Source organism: Parabacteroides distasonis (assembly GCF_004793765.1).
In the GTDB taxonomy this organism is placed as follows: Bacteria; Bacteroidota; Bacteroidia; order Bacteroidales; family Tannerellaceae; genus Parabacteroides; species Parabacteroides distasonis_A.
This window is the reverse complement of the sequence record NZ_SRYM01000020.1, coordinates 16,650-33,082: the sequence shown is the minus strand read 5'-3', so window position 1 is coordinate 33,082 and position 16,433 is coordinate 16,650. Positions and strand designations below refer to the sequence as shown.

Below are 16,433 nucleotides of genomic sequence, written 5' to 3'. Positions count from 1 at the left end.
CGTCATCCCGATTCAAATTCACGCGAAGAAGTAAAGCAAACGTTTTCGGAAGCAGCTTTTTTTAACGGGTAGTCTGTCTCACCACCAGATTTGTCTTGATAATCTTACTCACGATACGGTCCCCGTCACGCACGCCGTTCAAACGTTCTATCAGTAAACGCATAGCGATAGCTCCCAACTCATAACCATGTTGATCCACAGAGGTCAGCAGGGGATCACTAACTTCCGCCAAGCTATTATTCGTAAATCCACAAATCGAAACCTCATCGGGAATCCTCAATCCCTTGGCCTTGACAACATTCAGCACCCCTATAGCGGTCTCATCATTTACGGCGAAGAACGCATCCGGACGATTGGGCGATGACAATAATTCCGGGGTCAACCGAAGCGCCTCGGTATAATTATCACAAATCTTGATTAACTCTTTATCTACCGGTAATCCATTTTTACGCAAAGCATCCTCATACCCCATCCTACGATTATTAGAGATCGCTAAATGAGAAGGAGATCCGAAAAAGGCGATTCGCCGACAACCGGTACGAATCAGGTACTCAACAGCGGAGCAAACCCCGGCATAATCATCAACGACCACCCGGTCTGTCAAGATCCCCGTGCATATACGATCGAAAAACACCATGGGTATACCGCTATCGATTAGTTCTTGGAAATGGTTGTAGATCGTCGTTGTTTTCGCGACAGAAGCCAAGACACCGCAAACACGTGCTTCCAATAAAGCTCGCGCACCTTTTACTTCTTTCTCATAATTCTCATTACTTTGACAAATAATAACACGATACCCTCCCTTTTCCGCCTCATCCTCTATACCGGATAAAACGGAAGAAAAGAAATAATGTACGATCTGCGGTAAAATAACACCGATTGTTTTCGTATTATTTGTCCGTAAACTCAAGGCTAAGGCATTGGGTTTATATTTATGTTCACGAGCGTAAGCATTCACTATATTCTTGGTCTCTTGACTGATATCCGGATGATCAGCCAAAGAACGAGAGACTGTTGACGGAGAAATATGCAAGGCCTTCGCTATATCCTTTATCGTGATTGGACGCTTTTTCATGGTTATCTTTTTTATAAAATCAAAGATATATATTTACATCATACAATGCAAACGTTTGCGAGAACGTTTGGAGGACGATTATTGATAAAAGCGATACTTACACGGATGAAACATGTTCCAAAAGATATGTTTTAGAGCATACTTTTGTTAAATCACGTTAAGTATATGAGATTTCCAAACTATTTATTATGCTATATAACATAATATATCTACATTTGCACTGTGTTTTTCATGGTATTAGATTTAAGGTTAACAATTAAGATTGGCTGTCCGTGATGGATAGCCTTTTTTGTTTCCTCTTTCCTACGATTAGTAGTCATATGTAAAGCTCGCCCTTAAATTTTACGGAATCAATATCCATTCTTTCGTTTCTATGTTCTATTTTTATTATCTTGAATAATAAGTATTTATTAATTCCTATATTTGAGACGAATTACCGATTAGATATGGAAAAGGAAATGCTCACATTCGATATCACGAACGATTTTATCGTCGGAGATCGTATCACAAAAGAGACGCTAAACAAATACAGCAAGCTGCCTCATAAAATAAAGGCAGGATTGTTTCTCCTTTGTGTAGAAGGTTCCGTGCAAGCTTCTATCAATCTAGCGAAGTATACGATTAACAAATATGATTTCGTGACCTTAGTGCCCAGTAATTTTATCCAGTTCCATGAAATATCGGACGACGCACGTTTCTATTTCGCCGGATTCTCTTCGGAGTTTATGACAAACATCAATTTTATTAAATCAACCATGAGCTTTCTTCCCGTTATCACGGAACATCCGATCATGCCACTCGAAGAATCTGTAGCTCAGTTATATATTGACGGATACCGTTTATTGATACGTGCGCAATCCTTATCCCCGTCTTATTCCATGGTAAATAAAAACCTAGTCATCGCTTATCTCACGATATTCATGCAAGGGACGGCTGAGTTATATAAAAATCATAGCCATTGGACAAATGGAATCCGTACGCGTACCAATGAGATTTACCGTAAGTTTATCCAACTTGTCGTAGAGCATTATACCACCGAGCACAGCGTTTCTTTTTACTCCGCTCAATTAAATTTGTCGTTACCTCATTTCTGCACGACTATTAAGAAAGCGATCGGACTTACTCCCTTAGAAATCATTTCCTCCATTATCACGATGGATGCCAAGGCACAATTAAGATCGACAGACTTAACCGTAAAAGAGATCGCTTTCTCTTTAGGCTTTAACAACCTGTCTTTTTTCAACAAATATTTCAGGCAGCATACGGGAATGACACCTCAAGAATACAGAAGGATGAAAATACCCTCAAGCACCTAAAAAAAAGGAAGTATGCTTTTTCACACAACATACTTCCCTCATTTATATAAAACCTGTATTCGGATTACCAAATAACTACCCGATCCGCCGGAGCCATAAACATCGGATCACCCTCTTTAATGTCAAAAGCGGCATAGAACGGGGCAATATTACGCAAGGCGGCGTTCACACGCCATTTTCCCAATGAGTGCGGGTCGATCTTGGTAAGACGGCGGATTTCCTCGGGACGGATATTTTGTCCCCACAACGTCGCATATCCCAAGAAGAAACGTTGCTCATTCGTAAAGCCATCGATCGGGGCCGGAGTCTCTTTACCCTTCAAGCTATTCAAATAAGCTTGGTGAGCGACCAGCAAACCTCCGTGGTCGGCGATATTCTCACCCAACGTAAAGCGTCCGTTGGCATGAAGCGTATCTATTACGATAATCTGGTCATATTGATCCACCAATTTATCAGCACGCTCCGTGAAACGGACAGCATCCTCGGCAGTCCACCAATCGATCAAATTACCATCCTTATCGTAGTTACGTCCCTGATCATCGAATCCATGCGTCATCTCATGGCCGATTACCACACCGATAGCGCCATAGTTCACCGCATCATCGGCATCCGGATTAAAGAATGGAGGCTGAAGGATCGCGGCCGGGAAACAGATCTCATTGGTTGTCGGATTGTAATAAGCGTTCACGGTCTGCGGATTCATATGCCAACGAGACTTATCGACCGGCTTGCCCACGTCCGCCAATTGATAGTCCATATCGAAGATGTTAGAACGGCGGACATTCGCCCAATAAGAATCGTCCTTGATCTCCAAGCCACTATAATCACGCCATTTGTCCGGATAACCTATTTTCACCGTAAAAGCGGCCAATTTCTCCTGCGCTTTCGCCTTAGTCGTATCGCTCATCCATTCCAAGCCGTTGATCCGCTCACTCAAAGCAGTCTGCAAATTCCCCACCAGCGTCAACATCTTTTCCTTGGAAGAAGCCGGGAAGTATTTCTCTACATACATTTCGCCGACAGCCTCGCCCAACGCACCGTTTACCGTATTCAACGAACGCTTCCAACGAGGTTGTTGCTCCTGCTTTCCGGACATTACCTTTCCATAGAACTCAAAATCAGCGTCTACAAAATCATCACTTAGGTATGGAGCCGCCGCGCTCAATAAATTAAACGCCAAATAATATTTCTGCTCATCGACCGTCGTATTCCGCAAAGCCTCACTCATATCCTTATAGAAGTTGATTTGCTTTGCGTCCAACTCTTTCAGCCCGGCTAATCCCATGGACTCAAAATACACATCCCAATCCAACGGGGATTCTATTTTCTTGAAATCCTCGTAAGCCAATTTATTATAGTTCTTCTGGGAGTCACGCAAATCCTCACGACCATAAGAGATCTCAGCGATAGCTTTCTCTACTTTCATCACGGCATCCACCGCCGCATCCGCTTGCTCCGGACTTGAGCCGGCCAATGTAAATAATTTATTTATATAAGCCCTGTAAGCGTCACGCATCTTAGCGGAACCTTCATCTTCCAATAAATAATAATCCCGATCGCCCATTCCGATACCAGCCTGATACAGCTGGACGATATTCATGGCACTATTCTTCTCGTCAGCGCCCACGAACAAAGCGAAGAACGGAGCCATACCTTCCTTATGAAGCGTAGCTACCATCTTAGAGACATCCGATTTCGTCGCCAGCGCATTGATAGCGGCCAGTTCCTCCTTGATAGGAGCCACTCCATCGGCATTCAACTTCGTGCTATCCAATCCCATCGCATACAAAGCGCCGATCTTCCCGGCGACACTACCCGCCTCATGGGGCGTAGCGCTAAGTTCCTCGATCAATACCCGGAGCTGCTCTTGGTTATTCTCCAGTAGTTGGTCGAAAGTTCCGAAACGAGCGTATTCCGGTTTCAATGGATTATTCTTTATCCATCCACCACAAGCGTATTCATAAAAATCCGAGCCTGCGGCAACCGTGGTATCCATATTCGCAGGATTAATAGCAGCGATCTTCACTACCTCTTTCTGAGGAGTGTTACAACTCGCTAAAGCGACTATCCCAGCCGCTAAAAACGGAAACATTTTTCTCTTTCTCATTTTGTTTAGTCTTTTGCCTTAAAACCTTACAAAGATACGATAAATACGCAAAAGAAAAACATGTACGTGTTTTTTATAAAGTATGTACGACTTTTTCCGAAAACACGCACGTATTTTTCGAACGATAAAGGGAAAGTTAAGCGTCAGCCTGCCTCCCATGTCGATCGTCGTATTAGAATATTGTATAAAAAGACAGACAATAACATGGCAATGTTTCTATAATTATTAACTTTGCCCGAAGAATTAAAAAACACATAAAAGAAACGCATTATGAAACCTACATTATTTGTATTGGCAGCCGGAATGGGTAGTCGTTATGGAGGATTAAAACAATTGGACGGCCTAGGTCCCAATGGCGAGACCATCATGGATTATTCTATTTTCGACGCTATCCGTGGCGGGTTCGGTAAACTTGTATTCGTTATCCGCAAATCTTTCGAGAAAGACTTCCGCGAGAAAATCATATCCAAATATGAGAACCATATCCCGGTCGAAGTCGTATTCCAAGATTTGAACGATCTTCCGGAGGGCTTCACCTGCCCGGAGGGACGTGAGAAACCGTGGGGAACCAACCATGCCGTATTGATGGGCAAGAAGGTTATCAACGAGCCTTTCGCCGTAATCAACGCCGATGATTTCTACGGACGTGATAGCTTCGCCGTATTAGGCAAGCAATTGTCTGAGATGGATGGAAAGAAGAATGATTATTGCATGGTAGGCTACCGTGTAGGTAATACGTTGAGCGAGAGCGGTTCCGTGGCACGTGGTGTTTGCGCCACGAACGAGGAAAGTTATCTGACAGGCGTCGTGGAGCGTACCGCTATCGAACGGATCGACGGAGATATCCAGTTTGTAGACGAGAACGGAAAGAAGGTCGTATTGGAAGAAAACACGCCGGTCTCCATGAATATGTGGGGCTTCACTCCCGATTACTTCGAGTATTCCGAGGAATATTTCAAGGAGTTCCTAAAAGCCAATATGGGTAATTTAAAGAGCGAGTATTTCATCCCGTTGATGGTAAATAAATTGATCACGGAAGGAACAGCCCGTGTGAAAGTATTGGATACGACCTCTAAATGGTTTGGCGTAACTTACGCGGCGGATCGTCAAGGCGTAGTGGATAAGATCCAAGCCTTAGTAGACGCAGGCGAGTATCCAAGCAAATTATTCTGATCATAAGGCCCTTGTAGCTGATACCTCAGCCGGAAGTAACAGCCGTGACCTAAGACTTTTATCGTATCACCCTTATGAAGCGATCTTTTCACCTCTGTGAAATGATCTTTTCACGGGGGTGATACGATCTTTTCACAGAGGTGAAAAGATCAATACCTCCTTACCCTAGCGATATTTTAGACGTATCTTTCAACTAAAAGCCCCGGACAAGCATTCTAATCAGCATACTCCTCATCCGTCACAGCCCGTAGTTGTTCGGCATGATTCTCGATCGCATGCTCCGTAACGGTCATACACACGATAGAGCTACCCGGTGTCGCCCCATTCCAATGCCGTACATTAGGAGGTGTCACGATCACATCGCCTTTCCGGATCACACGTTTCTCTCCTCCTTCCTCTTGATAATATCCTTCTCCATCAAGCACCAACAAGGTTTGTTCGGCATCCGGATGGTAATGCCAGAAATTACGGCTGTTAGGTTCGAATATAAAATGCGCGATCATCGTATTACCAGACTCCTTCAACAAGGAAACATAGACATCCCCCGTGTTATACTCCGACGAAGCCTTTGCGTCAGCAGGGAAAATCAAGGTTTCGGCCACTTTTACGCCTTGCTCCTTTTTCCCCTCCAAGCACGAGCTAAAAGAGAATAACACAACAGACATCACGATCACGAAACCAAAGAACCGGCTATAGGATTTATCATTCATACCATTACTTAAATTTGCCTCCATCATTTTACTTTTTTATTTATGTGACAAAGTTACTTATAGATACCATAGCTTCTGTATATATATTACAGATGTTTGTAACGCTATTACGGTTTCCTACCAAAGAAATCATGTTTAGACCTATTCCTTTGATCATAGATATCGATATTTATTCTTATTTTTGTCCATCTAAAACTAATAGAAATAAATATGAGACGGATTCTTACGATGTTGTTTGTTTCGGTATTTATGCTTTCGCTATGCCCGCTGCATGCGCAAGAGACTGAGACATTGGTGCTGATTGATACGGATATGGGTAAGATTAAGGTGAAACTGTTCAATGACACGCCGTTGCACAGGGATAATTTTATCAAGAACGTAAAAGAACACCGTTACGATGGATTATTGTTCCACCGGGTTATCAAGCAATTCATGATACAAGGAGGCGATATCAACTCGAAAGACGCTCCCTTGGACACGCATTTGGGCGACGGAGATCCAGGTTACACCATCCCCGCCGAGTTCGTGTATCCGAAATATTTCCATAAGCGGGGAATGCTCTGTGCCGCACGTACCCCGGATGAGGAAAATCCCGAGAAGGCCTCATCTGCGACTCAATTCTATATCGTGACCGGAAAGTTCTTTACGGAGATGGAGCTAGATAAGATGACCAAGGAGAAAAGCATCAAGTTTACGCCGGAGCAAAAAGAAGCCTACATGCTGGAAGGCGGAACGCCTCATCTGGACGGGAACTATACGGTGTTCGGGGAGGTTATACAAGGCATGAAAGTCGTGGATAAGATACAGTTCGTCGAGACGAACGCCGAAGACAGGCCCACGAAGAACATAAAGATCAAGTCAATGAAACTCATAGAAAAATAAGTATAAAATGGAAAATCAAACAACTGAGACAAGGGTGCTTATGCACACCAGCAAAGGAGATATAAAGCTGAAATTATATAACGACACGCCATTACATCGTGATAACTTTATCAAGTTGGTAAAAGAAGGGCAATATAACGGCTTGCTGTTCCACCGTGTGATCAAGGATTTCATGATACAAGGAGGTGACGTAACTTCCAAGGATGCCCCGATGAACAAGCAACTGGGAGCGGGCGATCTGGGCTATACCGTTCCCGCCGAATTCCGTTACCCGAAATATTTCCATAAGAAAGGAGCCCTTTGCGCCGCACGTACCGGAGACGAGGTGAACCCGGAAAAGGCCTCTTCCGCCTCACAATTCTATATCGTAACGGGCAAAAAGTATTCGGAACAAGAGTTGAACCAGATGGAAAAACAATTGGAAGGCCGTCTGAAACAAGAGATATTCGCCCGCCTGCAAAACGAGAACAAGCCTAAGATCATGGAATTCTATCGCAGTGGAAACAAGGAAGAACTGGCGATCCTCCGTGATACCTTGATCGGCAAGACCGAGCTGGAGGCCGAGAAGCGGAAAGACGAGGTAAAGTTAAGCCCGGAACTCCGTGAGGCTTACAAGAATGTAGGTGGCGTACCGTTCCTCGACAATCAGTACACGGTTTACGGCGAAGTGGTAGAAGGCATGGATATCGTAGAGGCCATACAGTCCTCCAAGACCAACAAGCAAGATCGTCCGACCGAGAATATCGTCATCAATTCCGTAGAGATCTTATAATGCGGCTATCGGCTTCATAAACCGACGAAGGGGCTTATCGCGAATAGCAGTAATAAAAGAGCTATCTTGAGAAAGATCATACATATCGATATGGATGCCTTTTATGCCTCGGTGGAACAACGAGACCATCCGGAGTTGCGAGGAAAGCCCCTAGCGGTCGGGCATGCGGAGCAGCGAGGCGTAGTAGCCGCCGCCAGCTACGAGGCACGGAAATATGGGGTACGTTCCGCCATGGCGTCTCAAAAAGCCAAACGTTTATGCCCGGACCTGATATTCGTACACGGAAGGATGGACGTATATAAATCCGTCTCACGCCAGATCCACGAGATCTTCCACGATTATACGGATATCATAGAACCCCTTTCCTTGGATGAAGCCTTCTTGGATGTCACCGATAACAAACAAGGCATCTCTCTCGCTGTAGATATCGCCAAGGAGATCAAGAAACGGATCTGGGAAAACTTGAACCTGATAGCGTCAGCGGGAGTCTCCTACAACAAATTTCTAGCGAAAATAGCCTCGGATTATCGGAAGCCCAATGGCTTATGTACCATTCACCCAAGCCAAGCTCTCGATTTCATAGCACGTCTTCCCATTGAGTCCTTTTGGGGAGTAGGCCCCGTAACAGCCCGAAAAATGCATACACTCGGTATCCACAACGGGCTGCAATTACGGGAATGCTCGGGGGAGATGCTTACCCGCCAGTTCGGAAAGGCGGGAATGCTTTATTATGAGTTTGCCAGAGGTATAGACAACCGTCCCGTAGAAGCGGTACGAATCCGGAAGTCGGTAGGTTGCGAGCATACGCTAGAAAAAGATATCTCCCGCAAATCCTCTGTTATCATCGAGCTTTATCACGTAGCGACCGAACTTATCGGCAGGCTGGAACGTTCCGGATTCAAGGGAAATACACTGACCTTAAAGGTCAAGTTCCACGATTTCAACCAGATCACGAGAAGCCTCACCCGTCCGGAAGAGTTAACAACCTTAGATAAGGTCCTTCCCCTGGCCAAGGAATTACTGAAAGAAGTGGAATACACCGAGCATCCCATCCGACTGATCGGCCTATCCGTATCAAACCCCGTAAAAGAGGAGCCTCATACGAAAGACCGTTGGGAACAATTGAGCTTTGAGTTCAGCGACTGGAAATAACACTTGCCCTAGAAGGATAGCTTCATCATAAATCGTATACCTTTTGTCTGGATACCCGGATGATCCTTATAAGTCAAACGCCATACATAATCCAAACGCAAGAACTTAAAGATATTCTCGATACCGACACCCGCCTCCATATAAGGAGTAGACGGGTCCATCAGGTAAGAGCCCTGCGGGAATAAGAACAAGCCCTCATTCTGCTCACTGATATACGGATTATTCTTATCCGTCAAGTGTCCGAACATACCTCGGAAAGAAAAGACCTCTCTCCATTTTAACTTCTTGATAAGCGGAATACGGTTCAATAAGGCTCCGTTCATGAAATAAGTAATATCCCACGAAGCGTACTCATCGTTGATGAACTCCATCGCGTTCATATTCGTATAAGATTCCGGTTGCACCAAATACGACAAGTTTGCGTTCGGCAAGATCAACAAAGGATAAGGGGCCTTTGTCCAAACTTTACCTGCTTTAGCGAGAATATCCACATAACCGAAAGCAGAGAACCAGAAGCGTTTCTGGATACCGAGCTCCGTCTTCTGATAATCATACGAACTACCTAATACGTCTTGGAAAGCCATCGTATGGTTCAAGGTGAATACCGGTGCGTCAAGCGTAATCGGATAACGGTAATTACGAGTCTGGTAGAATTTCTCATTCGGGGCAAAACGGAACTTAAACTCCACTTCCGACATCCGGTAGGAATCGGTAGCCGTGATCTGGCCATCCGGACCGATACGGTCGAACGCGGCGTAACCGGTTGAGTATTCCTTAAAATTCCGAAGTACCGCTCCATAAGCCCAGCCGTTATAATGTTCACGGTAATAGGTCAGTTCCATATTCCTTAAATAGGTGGCACGTGTATCCTTCTGCCGCTTCAAGGCCAAGAACATATTATCCTTGTTGGTATACATATACTGCTGGCCTAACTGGTTGATATCATATAGGTACTCGAAGCGAATAGAATGCACGGGAAATTCTTTCCGATAATCCTTCTTATCGATAAAGGAATATTCTACGATACCATCATATTTCAACTTGCGGTCTTTCGATCCATAAGCCAGATAACCATCCAAGAAAAGACGCTTACTGAATGCCGTTGTCGTGGTTCCACCGACACGGAAGCGGGCCCCCTCAATCGCGTTACCACTGATATAGGTGTTCATCGGACCAAACTCGAACTTGCTCTTCTCCTTCACCTTATTCGTCTGGATATAGCCGGATGTCAAGATAGACACCACCTTCTCTGTCACATAGAAAATAGGGACGGAACGCAGTTTCGCCATCAGCAACTCCACGTTATTTTGCTTGCGGGTTCCCACCTCGGAAGGACGATTATCGGCCCAATATTCGGCCGAACGGCGATATGCCTCTACCGGAACGATGACAGGAGCGCTCTCCTCAAATACCTGAGGATCGTCCGGCTCCTTAAACGCTTGATTCGAATAGATATTCAAACGGCGGGCATACATTCCTTTCGATTTCTCCGTCAATTTGAAATCCACATGAATATCGTCCTTGGTTATCATCCGGGTCCCGTCCGGGGCGCGGTCGAAGGTTTGCTCGATAGACATCCCTCCCACGAAATTCAAATTGATCTTCTTCGGGACATTCAACTTAACCTTTTGCACGAAATAAGTAGAATCCAACGTGATAAAAAGATGTCCCGTAAAGCCGAATGTCTCCGGAGTAAACGGAGCGAAACCCAAATCCACGCACTTCTGTCCGGCGACCTCCACCGTGTCCAGTAAATAATATTTATAGAAGTTAGGTCCCATCGTAGACATAGGGCTAACGAAACGGTTCAAGAACAAAGGAATATCATTCTGGAAGATATTCACTTCCCGGAATACCTCATTCAAGAACTGTTGCATACCGTCTCGTGAGAAGACCTCATCCACACCAGCCGCTTTCGTAGCCTGAACGACCCTCTTTTCCGTCTTCGGGTCTTTACGGTAATAAACGGTCTGGATTTTCTCACGTTCGGACACCGGCAAGATCGTCTTTCCCACCTCCAACGTATCGATAAACTCAGTCAAGAAGTCAAACTTTCCCGCCTTTCCATCCTTTTTCGGTTTCGGTTGGTAATCGTTCATAGCGAAGACCATCTTCTCGTATTGATCATACCGAAAATAATCATGGTTACGAGGATCGTTGCTCTCCCGACGTGCGATAGCGTTTTTGATAAAGGTAACCGCAGGATTATCCTTCTTCCGATATCTTTCCTTTCCCGGCTTGATGATCACCTCCGACAAATTAATACTTGTCGGAGCCAGCTGAATCTTCAAATGTTCCGCTTTACCCGGAACGAATTTCAATTCTTTCTCCGTATAACCCAGATAAGAGACCTGTAAAGTACGTACCTTAGATGAGGAGGAGAGCGTAAAAGCCCCGTCCAGATCGGTCGTAGCACCTATCGTAGTTCCCTTCAAAATCACAGCCACATAAGGCAAAGGTTCTCCCGTAATGGAATCTGTCACGATTCCTTTTATCATGTAGTTCTGGCTCTTCGCTACCCAAGCGAACGCCAATAAAAGCCATATAAAAACAATTCTCTTCCCCATCAGACCTGGCACCTCATTAAACTCCGCAAAAGTACAACAGGATCATTTATATAAATGTTCCAAAACACATACAATATATTCCAATTAGCAACAAAACAGGCAAAAATACGCACGTATATACGCGACGCCTCTCAGCAGTATAGGCATAGGCCTGTATCTATACCAGCGTAAGCCAACGCCTATACTGGCGTGTGCCCTCGCCTATACCGGCGTGGCACGAACCTACGAACGACTAATCTGAAGCCCCTTATTCGACAAGCTCATCTCCACGAACCGGGCGTTCGAATTGGGCGGAGAAAGAGTCAATATCTTTCGGATTTGCAGGGCCGCACCCGGGTCTTTCGCTACGATATATAAGTAACCACCACCGCCTGCTCCCGGAAGTTTATATCCCAAGGCATAAGCCTGTATCTTGGAGATAATAGCTTCCACCGCCGCCGGATTCGTTCCGGAATCGAGTGCCTTATTTTGCTCCCAAGTCTTTCCGACCAATTTACCATAAGTCACAAAGTCTCCGCGTTGGATCGCCTCGTACATATCAAGCGCATGGGCTTTCATCTCAGACAAAAGACCTAAATGCGCCTCGCTATTCAAAAACATACCTCGTACGATTTCCGACAAAATATCTTTCGCCGTACGAGTAATTCCCGTATAATAAAGAAGATGACAAGGCCGGTATTCCGGATCAGTAAACAAGTATTCCGGCAGCCAACGTACCAAAGGACTCTGATTAAAACCCTCGTTCGTTTGCAAGAGTTTCAAACCGTGCAATACGCCACCGTATTGATCTTGCCATCCCCCGCCGGTAGTCAGTAATTGTTCTAAGATCAAGGTGCGGTTTCCGATCTCATCCTTATCCCAAGCCAAGCCACAAAAATCAGAGATAGCGCCCAGCACGGTAGCCGCGAGGATCGAGCTAGTGCCTAAACCGGAACCCGCCGGTATCGCCGCCAACAAGGTAATCTCCAGCCCGCTACCAAAAGCTTCCAACTGGGCTTCTAAAGAAGCATAAGCCTCCACCGAGAATTCCGGGATAAATCCCGCCAAGGCCAAAGCCGCTTTCGGGATGGAAAACGGTGATCCTACCTTATTATAATCACGAAGCTCGTCCCATGAAGAGATAACCTCCATCGCTCCCAGATCGATCGAGCGAAGGATAATCTTACGGGTATCGGAAGGCTTGATATAGACTTGTAGCGGTGGTTGCCCGTTTAACTCGATCGCCACGTTCACCACGTTTCCACCCGCATATAAGCAATAGGGCGGCGTATCTGTCCATCCACCTGCCAAATCGATACGTACCGGACTACGTCCCCATACGATCTGGTCCCGATAGACATTCAAACACGGCTGCTGCTTACTTCCGAGGACGGAACCGACCAGCCCCTCCCGCAACAAAGCGAAAGCCTTTTGCTCCTCCTCCTTATACGTTTCCCCCAAGATCTTCATCACCTGAGAGCGGAACATATGATTATGTATCCTTTTCATCAACGGATTATCCTCGGAAAGAGCTTTCGGTAAGACAATCTTGTCTTTGGCGAAGCTTTCCGCCGCATCCGAAAGATCCAATTGATAGAATACACTTTTCTCATGATTAGCGGCCAATAATGACCAGTCTTTTTTACGGAAAACTTCTCGCTGAGCTACCAAACGGCATAAATTCGCCTGATCGGACAAATCATTCGCCGATAATTTTCGGGCGGAAAGCCAAATATGCTTTCCCTCTTCCCTATCCGGCTCCGTAATCATCCAGCGCAGCATTTTTCCCAGCTCATCCACTGTTTGGCAAACAGGGAACAAAGGTGCGTTTTGTATATCCTCGTCCCCACTCAAGGTGATCCCTCGCTCCATCGCCCAAGCCAAGATAGGTTTTCCCATAAACAAGGTAGACGTATCAGACAAGGCCCCTTTAAACAAGTCATTAAAACCATAAGGTCTTGTAGCCCAATTGGTTTCCCCTATCGGGACAACATCTACACAGATACCTTCCGGAAGAGATAAGTTCCAATTATTCTCCGGAACACCCGTTATAATTTGCTGGCTACGCAACGTCCAATTCTCACCGATATAACTATTCTCTATCCATAATTCCGAATTCTCTGCGGTCAATTTCTGGTGTAACACCGCATTCTGCACGAACATGGCGGGATGCGGTTTCACCTTACGCTGCATGATCGCACGTTGATCCCTAACCAAGTTCTGTACTGCCAATGTAGAGGAAATCAACTCACGGCTGGTTCCATAATGATAGAATTCCCCACCCGGAAGTGGCAAAATCGCTACAGAAAGCTGATTCAACTCCGAGTCCGTGATACGTGGATTCTTCCCCAAGGCCAACCCGAACTCTGCATATAAATCATATGCCTTCATCGCCTCGCCGTCTTCGGTATAGGAATGTTTCCTTAATAACCGCACCGCCTTGTCGCTTAACAGCCAGATACCGATATCCATCAAGAATAAATGACTACCCGCCAATTCCCCCAAAGTTTCCAACGAAGGCTTCTGTAGCATGAAGTCCAGAATGTCCGGAGATTTACGACTTGATACAAAAACCCCGTGATTCTTAGCCAACGAAGGCTCGACCCATAAACCGTAACAAACCACGTCTACCTCAGGAATCTCCTGCAAAGGCTGGTTTGCACGGATATATACGTCACCGCTAGCGATCAAGGTATGAAGCGACTCCGGTGCCTTTTGCATGATCCGTTCATAAAGAGGTAACTGCAAGGACAATAAATTCTGGGATAGCCTCTGCCCTCTTGCCCAGCGAAACACAGGGATCGGAGTCAAGATTTTCCCGGATGGCGCATATCCGGGCAAACGACGGCTTTGTCCTCCGGCATGCAACAAGATACGCTTTTCCTGTCCCAGCCACTCCTCCATGGATACACCAGGGGCCTCATTTCGTCGGGAGGCTTCCAACAACCACGTCGTTCCTCCCCCGGACCCCAAGCGGGCACCTACCGGATCTGAGGCGCAAAAAAATTCCTCTGCACTTACATGCTCTATCGCATGAAAACTATCTACCAAATTTGGAGGTAAAGACAATAACTTTTTCATACCCATGATCATTACTAAGATCCCATCTTATTTTTCGAAAGCAAAAGTAACTTAAATTTTCTATACAGGCATCCATTAACCCTTTTTATTACAATTTGTATGAAGTTCAAAAACACCGAACTTCTTTAACACACCCATAAAAAAGTTTGTTTTTACTAAAACGCACTATCAATCAACTCGTTTCCAGTATCTTGGTTGTTGTTTAATTAAATATTAAGACATATGGTATACGGTTATGTAAGAGTCAGTACAGACAAACAAACTACTGAAAACCAGCGATTCGAGATTGAGAAATTCACAAAATCGAGGAACATGAGAATCGACAGGTGGGTAGATGAGACGATCAGCGGGACAAAAGTAATCGCCGATCGCCAACTTGGTAAACTATTAAAGCAAATACGTAAAGGAGACATCCTGATCACGACGGAACTGTCACGTCTCGGACGTAATCTTATGCAGGTTATGAGCTTCCTTCATCAATGTATGGAAAGAGACATCATTGTATTTACGGTAAAGGAGGGTTACGAACTCGGAAATAACATAAACAGTAAAATATTGGCATTCGCATTTAGCCTAAGCGCCGAAATTGAACGTAACCTGATTTCGCAACGAACGAAAGAGGCGTTGGCTCGGAAAAAAGTACAAGGTGCCAAATTGGGTCGCCCGAAAGGAGATCGACCGGAAGCCTGTAAGTTGAAAGGTAAGGAAGAGATGATCTTGCAGTATATTAAAGAACATAAGACTAAAGTATATATTAGCAAGAAACTAGGTGTAAACCGGCAGACCTTGAGGGAATTCCTCAAGACCCATCCGGAAATTCCACGGAAATGGAAAAGAATACAGAAGGATTAACAACTCAAACAATAATTAACGTGTGTTAAATTAGCTTAGTTTAGCAGACTTATCGCCCATTTATTTGTTTATTCCCATTAACTTGCGAAGTCATAAGATAGAAATATACTTGAAACGTCCTAAAAAACATTTCAACCGATATTCATCTATCATTCATAAAACGCCGCAAGGTTAACATATATTCAAGACATCAAACATTTGTTTAATCTTTTAATATAAATCTTATGGAAAAAACATTGGTTATTTTAAAGCCTTGTACCGTTCAGCGAGGACTGATCGGTGAAATCGTAACCCGTTTCGAGAAAAAGGGGCTCCGTCTGGCCGGCATGAAGATGGTTTGGCTGACAGACGAGATCTTGAGTGAGCACTACGCCCACCTGAAAGAAAAGCCTTTCTTCCAACGAATCAAGGACGCGATGAGTGTATGCCCGGTGATCGTGTGTTGCTGGGAAGGGGTAGATGCCATACATGTAGTAAGAACCTTGGCCGGCGCTACTAATGGCAGAAACGCCGCTCCCGGTACGATACGGGGAGATTATAGTATGAGCGTACAAGAGAATATCGTACACGCATCAGACTCACCGGAGACAGCCGAGATCGAATTGAAACGCTTCTTCAAGGATGACGAGATATTCGATTATGAGCTGAAAAACCTATTGAGTCTTTACGCCAATGACGAGTTTTAAATAAAAAAGAATAGCCGGAAACGAGAGAAATCATTCTCACCTTTCCGGCTTTCATATTTATAAACCAACATCCTATTCTCC

General features: G+C 45.1%; 12 protein-coding genes. 7 read left to right on the top strand and 5 right to left on the bottom strand.

What is annotated here, in order from left to right; all coding sequences use genetic code 11:
- Positions 1–61: 61 nt before the first annotated feature.
- A complete protein-coding gene (locus E5342_RS08975) occupies positions 62–1,075 on the bottom strand; it encodes a LacI family DNA-binding transcriptional regulator (RefSeq protein WP_135959230.1) in 1,014 nt (337 codons plus the stop codon).
- A 446-nt stretch (positions 1,076–1,521) separates the two neighbouring features.
- Between E5342_RS08975 and E5342_RS08970 the strand changes: the two genes are divergently transcribed.
- Positions 1,522–2,391 carry a helix-turn-helix domain-containing protein gene (locus tag E5342_RS08970; RefSeq protein WP_008771757.1) on the top strand — a complete coding sequence of 290 codons (870 nt, stop codon included), beginning with the start codon at positions 1,522–1,524 and terminating at the stop codon, positions 2,389–2,391.
- A gap of 64 nt (positions 2,392–2,455) precedes the next feature.
- Here E5342_RS08970 and E5342_RS08965 read toward each other — a convergent pair whose 3' ends face one another.
- The gene (locus tag E5342_RS08965; protein ID WP_135959229.1) at positions 2,456–4,498 is read right to left on the bottom strand and encodes a M13 family metallopeptidase; all 2,043 of its coding nucleotides are present in this window, start codon (positions 4,496–4,498) and stop codon (positions 2,456–2,458) included.
- 270 nt (positions 4,499–4,768) lie between these two features.
- Here E5342_RS08965 and E5342_RS08960 point away from each other — a divergent pair, with 270 nt between their 5' ends.
- Positions 4,769–5,671 carry a nucleotidyltransferase gene (locus E5342_RS08960; RefSeq protein ID WP_121736638.1) on the top strand — a complete coding sequence of 301 codons (903 nt, stop codon included), beginning with the start codon at positions 4,769–4,771 and terminating at the stop codon, positions 5,669–5,671.
- A gap of 215 nt (positions 5,672–5,886) precedes the next feature.
- On the opposite strand, the gene E5342_RS08955 is transcribed toward E5342_RS08960, so the two are convergent.
- Complete coding sequence (locus E5342_RS08955) at positions 5,887–6,408, bottom strand: cupin domain-containing protein (RefSeq protein ID WP_135959228.1); 522 nt, start codon at positions 6,406–6,408, stop codon at positions 5,887–5,889.
- 183 nt (positions 6,409–6,591) lie between these two features.
- Here E5342_RS08955 and E5342_RS08950 point away from each other — a divergent pair, with 183 nt between their 5' ends.
- The 3 genes from E5342_RS08950 to dinB all read left to right on the top strand — a co-directional run bounded on the left by E5342_RS08950 (position 6,592) and on the right by dinB (position 9,187).
- On the top strand, positions 6,592–7,263 hold the full coding sequence (locus tag E5342_RS08950) for a peptidylprolyl isomerase (protein WP_135959227.1): 672 nt from the start codon (positions 6,592–6,594) through the stop codon (positions 7,261–7,263).
- Between the two features lie 7 nt (positions 7,264–7,270).
- Positions 7,271–8,035 (top strand): peptidylprolyl isomerase, encoded by a 765-nt coding sequence (locus E5342_RS08945; protein ID WP_121736635.1) that lies wholly within the window; start codon positions 7,271–7,273, stop codon positions 8,033–8,035.
- Positions 8,036–8,101: 66 nt separating this feature from the next.
- The gene (gene dinB / locus E5342_RS08940) at positions 8,102–9,187 is read left to right on the top strand and encodes a DNA polymerase IV (protein WP_121736634.1); all 1,086 of its coding nucleotides are present in this window, start codon (positions 8,102–8,104) and stop codon (positions 9,185–9,187) included.
- Between the two features lie 8 nt (positions 9,188–9,195).
- Here dinB and E5342_RS08935 read toward each other — a convergent pair whose 3' ends face one another.
- Positions 9,196–11,754 carry a DUF5686 and carboxypeptidase-like regulatory domain-containing protein gene (locus tag E5342_RS08935; protein WP_121736633.1) on the bottom strand — a complete coding sequence of 853 codons (2,559 nt, stop codon included), beginning with the start codon at positions 11,752–11,754 and terminating at the stop codon, positions 9,196–9,198.
- Between the two features lie 222 nt (positions 11,755–11,976).
- Positions 11,977–14,814, bottom strand: a complete 2,838-nt coding sequence (locus E5342_RS08930; RefSeq protein WP_168354471.1) for a bifunctional fucokinase/fucose-1-phosphate guanylyltransferase — start codon at positions 14,812–14,814, stop codon at positions 11,977–11,979.
- Positions 14,815–15,036: 222 nt separating this feature from the next.
- Between E5342_RS08930 and E5342_RS08925 the strand changes: the two genes are divergently transcribed.
- Both E5342_RS08925 and ndk read left to right on the top strand, forming a co-directional pair.
- Complete coding sequence (locus E5342_RS08925) at positions 15,037–15,666, top strand: master DNA invertase Mpi family serine-type recombinase (protein WP_121736631.1); 630 nt, start codon at positions 15,037–15,039, stop codon at positions 15,664–15,666.
- Positions 15,667–15,890: 224 nt separating this feature from the next.
- The gene (gene ndk / locus E5342_RS08920) at positions 15,891–16,352 is read left to right on the top strand and encodes a nucleoside-diphosphate kinase (RefSeq protein ID WP_005867972.1); all 462 of its coding nucleotides are present in this window, start codon (positions 15,891–15,893) and stop codon (positions 16,350–16,352) included.
- Positions 16,353–16,433 lie beyond the last annotated feature (81 nt).

Excerpts from the sequence above, each read along its gene's own strand:
- E5342_RS08945 (WP_121736635.1), top strand. The coding sequence starts at position 7,271 with ATGGAAAATCAAACAACTGAGACAAGGGTGCTTATGCACACCAGCAAA.
- E5342_RS08970 (WP_008771757.1), top strand. The coding sequence starts at position 1,522 with ATGGAAAAGGAAATGCTCACATTCGATATCACGAACGATTTTATCGTC.
- E5342_RS08960 (WP_121736638.1), top strand. The coding sequence starts at position 4,769 with ATGAAACCTACATTATTTGTATTGGCAGCCGGAATGGGTAGTCGTTAT.
- E5342_RS08925 (WP_121736631.1), top strand. The coding sequence starts at position 15,037 with ATGGTATACGGTTATGTAAGAGTCAGTACAGACAAACAAACTACTGAA.
- E5342_RS08965 (WP_135959229.1), bottom strand. The coding sequence starts at position 4,498 with ATGAGAAAGAGAAAAATGTTTCCGTTTTTAGCGGCTGGGATAGTCGCT.
- E5342_RS08950 (WP_135959227.1), top strand. The coding sequence starts at position 6,592 with ATGAGACGGATTCTTACGATGTTGTTTGTTTCGGTATTTATGCTTTCG.
- E5342_RS08955 (WP_135959228.1), bottom strand. The coding sequence starts at position 6,408 with ATGATGGAGGCAAATTTAAGTAATGGTATGAATGATAAATCCTATAGC.
- ndk (WP_005867972.1), top strand. The coding sequence starts at position 15,891 with ATGGAAAAAACATTGGTTATTTTAAAGCCTTGTACCGTTCAGCGAGGA.
- E5342_RS08930 (WP_168354471.1), bottom strand. The coding sequence starts at position 14,814 with ATGAAAAAGTTATTGTCTTTACCTCCAAATTTGGTAGATAGTTTTCAT.
- E5342_RS08975 (WP_135959230.1), bottom strand. The coding sequence starts at position 1,075 with ATGAAAAAGCGTCCAATCACGATAAAGGATATAGCGAAGGCCTTGCAT.
- E5342_RS08935 (WP_121736633.1), bottom strand. The coding sequence starts at position 11,754 with ATGGGGAAGAGAATTGTTTTTATATGGCTTTTATTGGCGTTCGCTTGG.